Raw genomic sequence first — 7,141 nt, 5'->3', positions numbered from 1 at the left:
GCGGCGTGACTCAACTAAACCGGCCTCCAGGAATCCTGGGGCGGTTCATGGCGTACAAGCCGGTACCGGCATTGAACAGCACGGCCGCTAGGAAAACAGCCGGAACAAAGAGCAGAAAAGGTGACGCAGTGAGAAGGTTGCCCAGCATCATGCGTACAGCGCAGACCAGCAGGACCAGGAGGGTTGTCAGGCCATAGCGAGCGGCAAAGGGCAACCGGCTGGTAGTCGAGGTCCTGAGTAGAAGTGCTTCCATCATGTGCCTCATGCCACCTGTTCACGGCACCATACCACCAGATCCCCCAGCTGGGGACCGCCGCCTTCAGGCGGTGGAGGAAAGCCGGTCGCCCGGAGGGCGAGAAGCACTCCTGCTTGACGTCGCGCCTCGGCGGGTGTGCACTTACCGCTATGGCAGAACCCCTTGTCACATCCAGGATCACACCGGACGCCTTGCAGATGGCAAGGATGGCCGCCGCAAAGACGGGCGGGAAACAGAACGAGGGTCGGCGTCGTCTCCTTGAAGCAGAGATGGAAAGAGTGTCTCTGACAGCAGGGCGCTGCTGATGCCTGTCCTCACCTACAAATATCGGCTCTTCCCGAACAGCACCCAGGCGGTCGCTCTGACGGACATGCTCGGGAGCTTCTGCGATCTCTACAACGCCTGCCTCCAGCAGCGGATCGAAGCGGATCGGCGGCAGGGCAGGACGCTCAGCTACATCGATCAGGCCAGCGAGTTGAAGGCCGTCCGGCTGATTGACGAGCGGTTGGCGAGCTACAGCTACTCGGCCGAACAGCAGGTTGTCCGCCATCTCGACAAGGCGTTCAGGGCGTTCTTCGGCAGGATCAGGCGGGGCAAAGGCGGTTTTCCCCGCTTCCGGGCCAGTCCCAAGTCGCCACCAGGCTGGCCTCATAGTCCGACCAGTTCGTCACCTTGAATTTCATCTTCGGAATATGATGGCGCCGGGCGTCATTGTGTTTGTTCGACATGGCGGGCACTGACCAGTTCGCGGCAAGGAACAGAACGCAGTTCTACAGGGGCAGCCTTCGCCTGCTAACTCGTCCATCCTGCCTCGCTGCACCATCTATGGACGGCCCCCCGCCTTGCAAGAGTTTCCTTCAGCGTTCAGACGTAGAGAGTCGGTTGCTGCCATCTATCCGGCCTGTTGTGCAGCTTTCAGGCTGCTGGCCCTGATGAATATCCGCGGATCGACGCCCAATCAACGCAGCGAGCTCGGTGGCTCATTGGTGCAGGCGGGTTTGGCCGATCCCGGTCCGACCTGTGGTGTCATCACGCCGTCAGTCACCCTCGCAAACCGAAGGAGAGCCTGATGTGCCGCCCTCGGCGCCGTGACGGCTGCCGAGCCCGCGGCGCTGCCTCATCCTGTTCTTTCTTTTTATCCCAACCTCTTTGTTCGATCGGCGGAACCACCTCTCCGCCCCGACCTATCTTTATCAGGAGCGCCGCGCGCAGCGGACGGCAAGGCTGGCCCGCCAGGGCCACCGCCGAAGGCGGCTTGGCCTTGCCGGAGCGAGCACGGTGCTATTCTGCCGCAGGTCGGGATCCCCAGTGCGAATGGCACCTTCATCGCTGCCTCACGCCGTCGCCGGTTCGGCCGACACGGCGGGCTTGCGGTAATCCTCACCGCGCGCCATCACCGCCCAGGCAATCCGGGCCAGCTTGTTGGCCAGCGCCACCGCCGCGACGTTGAAGGGCCGCCGCTTCAGCAATCCGGCAAGCCAGGGCGACTTCGTGCCCTGCCAGCGCATTACCGCCCGCGCGCCATGCACCAGCAGCCGGCGGAGATAACCGTCGCCCGCCTTGGAGATGCCGCCCAAGCGCTCCTTACCGCCGCTCGAGTTCTGGCGCGGCACCAGGCCGAGCCAGGCCGCCAGATGGCGGCCGGACTCGAAGACCCTGGCGTCGCCGACCGTCGCCGTCAGTGCTGTCGCGGTGATCGGGCCGATGCCGGGAACCGTCATCAGCCGCTGACACACCTCGTCCGCCTTAGCCTGCTCGGCCAGCCGGGCGTCGAGGTCCTCGACCCGCCGTTCGGTGTCGCGCAGCTGGTCGATAAGGCTTTGGAGAACGCTCCGGGCCAGAGCGGGAACCCGGGTATCCTCCAGGTCGGCGACCACGGCGGTCAGCTGCTCGACCTTGCCGGCGCCCTGGGGTGCGACAATGCCGAACTCGGCGAGGTGAGCGCGCAGCGCGTTGATCAGCTGGGTCTTCTGGGCGACCAGCGTCTCGCGCACCCGGTGGATCGCCAGCGTGCTCTGCTGCTCCTCGCTCTTGACCGCCACGAACCGCATGCTCGGCCGCTGCACCGCTTCGCAGATCGCTTCGGCATCGGCCCGGTCGTTCTTCTGGCGTTTCACGTAGGGCTTGACGTACTGCGGCGCCATCAGCCGAACCGTATGGCCGAGGCAGGCGATCTCTCTTGCCCAAAAGTGCGACCCGGCACAAGCCTCCATTCCCACCACGCACACGGGCAGGTTGGCGAAAAACGCCAGCACCGCGTCCCGCCGCAAACGCTTCGTCACCACCACCTTGCCCTGGGCATCAACGCCGTGAACCTGAAACACCGACTTTGCCAGATCGAGACCGATGAACGCCGCAGACATCGCACAATCTCCGGGATGAAAGGAACCTATCCGTCACATGGCACTGACGTGCCAGATGCGGGAGGCCGTCCATCTCATCAACGCCTTCCGGACCGGCTTCAACCGCTACCAGGCGGGACCTCGATGACGGCGGTAATCTCGCGGGCCAGGACTGTCCTAGACTGCGAAGGGTTTCTGAACGCCACCTCGTAACTCTCGCCTCCGTGGTGAATTCCGACAATCGTTCCCTGCTCGTCCCCGACCATGACGATCGACTTTTCAGGAATTGGTTCAGCCAGGGTCATAGTCGACCTCCTCTCTGTCGCTGTCGTTTCCTCATCAACAGGTATTTGTTGCAAAGATGCTTGCGGTCACCGAAATGCCTTTGCCGGCATGATGAGTTCGATGGTCTCCTGCATCCGGACATGGGAAGTGCCGTCTTACGGGAGACAGCCTCCTTCATTGCGGAGACTGTACGACGTCCGTGCAGTTCATTGGTCTCGCTTTGGCGAAATTGGTGTTTCAGGTCCAGGCGTTGTTCATGCCGGGAACTCGACGGCACCTGCTGAGGCAGGCCAACTTGGTGTTCGATCAGGCCTCGACCATCAGGGAGCATTTCCCTTCTGGCATGAAGCATGTACAACTTCCCAACGTAGCAAACCATCCTTGAACGAGCCGATCTATGCCTTTCGGATCTTCGCGTACACCGCGCCCCTTCGCCACCCACATCCGAGCCACCGTGAAATGGTACAATCCATCCAAGGGCTTCGGCTTCGTCACACCGAACGACGGATCCGGCGATGCGTTCCTTCACGTTTCCGCCGTCGAGCAGGCCGGCCTGCAGAGCCTGGACGAAGGATCGATCATCGTGTGCGACCTGGCCGATGGTCAGAAGGGGGCGCAGGTGTCGACCATCCACAGCGTCGAGGCCGGCACTGCTCCGGCGCAACGGAGCAGTCGTCCGTCAGCTGGATCCCGCTATCCGCGCCAGAGCGTCGGCAACTATGATGATTACGGCTACGCTCCAGAGCCAGGCAGCAGCGAACCCCTTGAAGGCATGGTGAAGTGGTTCAATTCCGAGAAGGGCTACGGCTTCATCGCTTCCGATCAGGGAGGCAAGGACGTCTTCGTCCACATCCGGGCCGTCGAGCGCGCTGGACTGGACACCCTGCGCGAAAATCAGCGTGTTCGCTTCACCCAGAGGGCAGGACAGAAAGGCCCGGAAACCGACAGCCTTGAGGTGATCTGACGGCCACTCGGCAGGTTTTGGCGGACGAGGTGCTGATTTATCGATGTCGGGCAGTGACATCGTCGGTTGCGGGATGTTTTCAGATGCCTTGAGATGATGGAGCATTCTTCACGAGGTGTTCCTGAGTTCGGATCCAGGAAGAGGAGGACGCCATGCTGGTGCATATCGTCGCCGACTACGGCCCAACGGGCGATCTCGCCTTCGCCGAAGTGGTGCAGCGCATCAAGCTCCACCTGCCCGATGCCGAACCGGTGCTGACGCCGGTACCCGCCTTCGCCACCCTCGCCGCCGGCTTCTGCATCGCGCAGCTCGGGCTCAACGACGCGCCTGCCGGTACGATCATCTACCACAACGTCGCACCGCGCCAGGATGTCGAGGAGGCGCGTGAGGCGAATGCCGGGGAGCGTCTTGCGTTTGCCCGTCTGCCCACCGGTGTGCGCGTTATCGGCGTCAACGCCGGTTATGCCTTCAGCTTCGTGCGCGATGCCGCCGAGGAGCTGCGCTGGGCAGCGGTTCCCGCTGCGGGGTCACAGTTCCGCTCCCGCGACCTTTTTCCGCAGGCCGCAGCCGCCATCGCTCTCGGTCATCCCGACGCTTTGGCTGAAACCATCGAGCCCGGACAGACTCCGGCTGTTCCGGAAGACGCCATTGCCTACATCGATGGCTACGGCAACCTGAAGACCACCATGCGCGCCGACGCCCAACGCTTTGCGGCAGGGGCGCCTGTGCGCCTGCGGATCGGTGGGCACGAGCACAAAGCGACTGCCGGCGACGGCACGTTCTCCGTCACGCACGGCCAGCTGGCCTTCGCGCCGGGAAGCAGCGGGTGGACGGACAGGATGGGCAGTGAAACACGCTGGATGGAGATCTTTCTGCGCGGAGGAAACGCCTGGGAGACGTTCCAGCGCCCCGGCATCGGCGACCAGGTGGAAGTGCTGGACTGAGCAGCACCTGGTGTACGCCCGGTCAAGGTGGCGCGATCCAGCCTACGAATGTCCGGCCTGAAGGGTTCCCGCGATCAGGAGGTCGCGGATCCTGAAGCTCTGGCAGAACCTGCGGCCGTCCGGCTCGGCGCGGTGCTTCCGGTCGATGCCTCCGGCACCTGCGTTCGAGAGGCTGACGCCGCCTGGAAACCAGCTATTGAGGCTCTTGTTGTGGCCTGAGTTTAGAGCATCAGAAAAGGCGCTTGTGTGAATTCTCGCCCCGGCAGCATTGTGCCAGGGGCAATGCCAGCAGGGTTCGGAGATGTTGTCGAGCAAGCTTCTATCGCTGGTGCTTCCCTTAATTGGCTTCTACGCGTTGATCGTTGGCGCCCTCTATGCCATGCAGCGGCCCATGATCTTCCAGGCCGGGATGTCCCCTACGCCACCCGCCCTCAACAGCGTTCCTGGATTTCAGGAGGTATCCCATCGCACCGAGGACGGCCTCGACCTGCGCGCGCTATATCGGCCAGCCGCGTCAAAGGCGCCGACCCTGGTCTACTTCCACGGCAACGCCGATGGACTATCCGGCTCGCTTCGGGTCACCGAACGTCTGGTGGCCAAAGGCTATGGTCTGCTTCTTGTTGGCTACCGGGGCTATGATGGAAATCCTGGCAGCCCGACCGAGAGTGGGCTCTATGCCGATGGCCGCAGCGTCATGAGGTGGCTCTCCGAGCACGGGGTGCCAAGCTCCGGAACGGTTCTGGTTGGCAATTCACTTGGTTCCGGTCCGGCGACTGAAATAGCCGCCACGCATCCGGTTGCCGGCCTGGTCCTGATCTCCGGTTATACGTCGCTGCCCGACGTGGCGGCTTCCGCCTATCCATTGATCCCCGTGCGGCTGCTGATGCGCGACCGCTTCGACAACATCGGGAAAATCAATCGCGTCATGGCGCCGATCCTCATCCTTCATGGTACGGCGGATCAGACCATCCCTTACAGTCACGCAGTGAGCCTTGCCGGCGCAGCCGGCAACCGTGCTCAACTGGTGCCGTTCGAAGGGATTGGGCATGAGCTGGTGGGCAGTTCCTCATTGTCACCAGCGATCGATCAATGGCTTTCCTTTCTGGAACGCTGATGGCCTGTGGAACAGGGATTGTGTCAACTTTCAGGTATGCGCCGGGTGTGAAAACGGCTTCTGGTGGGTATGCCGACGACGAAGGCGTTTTTTGCGGCTCGGGGAAATCCTGGAGCTTTCTGTAATTACCTGGAGGCATGCTGGGATGCAGGATACCGCAGCGGCGGTGGGCTGTGACGGGAGATCCGCGAACAGCCTTTTCTGAGCAGCGCGGCGCCAGGCCGGACGGACGAATAACCGCCGCTGGAGCCGCGCAAAGGGAGGGCAGCGCAACCGGGTGAAGCGGGTCCTGACCACACCCTTCGCTGAACTACAGCACCGTGCGCTAAATCTGAGCCCCCTGTTCCCGTATCATCGTGGAACGTTACGTTCCAAAGCGATCCAGATTTAACGCAAGCTGCTGTAGCGGACGAAGCCAAGGCAGCAGCGACGACAAAAGCCATTTGCCAGGGCAATCAGGCCTGACGATCCGGAAGAACAAGGTTCCGCCACCAGAAATTGCTGGAGTTCATAGAGATCATTGTTTGGCAGCGCTGTTGTGGATCTGGACCTGAATGCACCATGCGGCACGGGTCAGGAAGAAAGTACAGGAAAGGGAGCCACCATGTCCGAACAAGCACTCAAGGACCTTCTGATCGAGGAACTGCAGGACACCTACAGCGCGGAAACGCAGATCCTGGAGGCCCTGCCGAAAATGGCCGAGGCCGCATCGTCCCAGCAGCTGAAGCAGGCCTTCCAGACTCATCTTCAGGAAACCCGAGGCCAGGTCCAGCGTCTGGAGCAGATCTTCCAGAAGCTTAATGCCCAACCCGGCGGCAATACATGCGAAGCGACCCAGGGGCTGATTGAGGAAGCGGAGGAGCTGATCGGCGGTGGCCATCCGCCGGAAGTTCTCGACGTGGCGCTCGTCATGTCGGCCCAGAAGGTCGAGCACTATGAAATCGCCAGCTACGGCTCGCTGCGCACCCTGGCCGAAACCTGTGGCATGACGGAAGTCGCCCAGCTGCTCCAGCAAACGCTTGAGGAAGAAAAGGCAACCGACGAGAAGCTGAACCAGATCGCCGAAGGCGAGGTCAACGCCAAGGCCCTTCAGGCTGCGTGAACCCTACTTGGCCTGGAAAACACGTGCGGGGGAAGGCGTTCCACGCGACCTCCCCCGTGGCCTAAGGCACGCTTGGAACAGCCAGCCGGTGGACAGGTCCAGTTAAGCTAAAGATCGTTCATGCTGGCCATATG

General features: G+C 62.2%; 7 protein-coding genes. 5 read left to right on the top strand and 2 right to left on the bottom strand.

The window, feature by feature from the left end; translation table 11 throughout:
• Positions 1-10: 10 nt before the first annotated feature.
• Entirely contained in the window at positions 11-256 is a 246-nt protein-coding gene (locus N826_RS38105; RefSeq protein WP_157599430.1) for a hypothetical protein, read from the bottom strand.
• Between the two features lie 304 nt (positions 257-560).
• Between N826_RS38105 and N826_RS38100 the strand changes: the two genes are divergently transcribed.
• Entirely contained in the window at positions 561-932 is a 372-nt protein-coding gene (locus N826_RS38100) for a helix-turn-helix domain-containing protein (protein ID WP_044437706.1), read from the top strand.
• Between the two features lie 658 nt (positions 933-1,590).
• On the opposite strand, the gene N826_RS38095 is transcribed toward N826_RS38100, so the two are convergent.
• Positions 1,591-2,619 carry an IS110 family RNA-guided transposase gene (locus tag N826_RS38095; RefSeq protein WP_044437705.1) on the bottom strand — a complete coding sequence of 343 codons (1,029 nt, stop codon included), beginning with the start codon at positions 2,617-2,619 and terminating at the stop codon, positions 1,591-1,593.
• A 661-nt stretch (positions 2,620-3,280) separates the two neighbouring features.
• Here N826_RS38095 and N826_RS45855 point away from each other — a divergent pair.
• The 4 genes from N826_RS45855 (at position 3,281) to N826_RS38065 (ending at position 7,007) form a co-directional block, all read left to right on the top strand.
• On the top strand, positions 3,281-3,847 hold the full coding sequence (locus tag N826_RS45855; protein WP_044437702.1) for a cold-shock protein: 567 nt from the start codon (positions 3,281-3,283) through the stop codon (positions 3,845-3,847).
• Between the two features lie 152 nt (positions 3,848-3,999).
• The gene (locus N826_RS38075; protein ID WP_044437701.1) at positions 4,000-4,791 is read left to right on the top strand and encodes an SAM hydrolase/SAM-dependent halogenase family protein; all 792 of its coding nucleotides are present in this window, start codon (positions 4,000-4,002) and stop codon (positions 4,789-4,791) included.
• A gap of 301 nt (positions 4,792-5,092) precedes the next feature.
• Positions 5,093-5,905 (top strand): alpha/beta hydrolase, encoded by an 813-nt coding sequence (locus N826_RS38070; RefSeq protein ID WP_052832796.1) that lies wholly within the window; start codon positions 5,093-5,095, stop codon positions 5,903-5,905.
• A gap of 604 nt (positions 5,906-6,509) precedes the next feature.
• A complete protein-coding gene (locus N826_RS38065; protein ID WP_044437118.1) occupies positions 6,510-7,007 on the top strand; it encodes a YciE/YciF ferroxidase family protein in 498 nt (165 codons plus the stop codon).
• Positions 7,008-7,141 lie beyond the last annotated feature (134 nt).

The sequence above is a fragment of the Skermanella aerolata KACC 11604 genome, from assembly GCF_000936425.1.
Taxonomy (GTDB): Bacteria; Pseudomonadota; Alphaproteobacteria; order Azospirillales; family Azospirillaceae; genus Skermanella; species Skermanella aerolata.
Note: the sequence above shows the minus strand (reverse complement) of the source record. Positions and strands in the feature narration are given on the sequence as shown.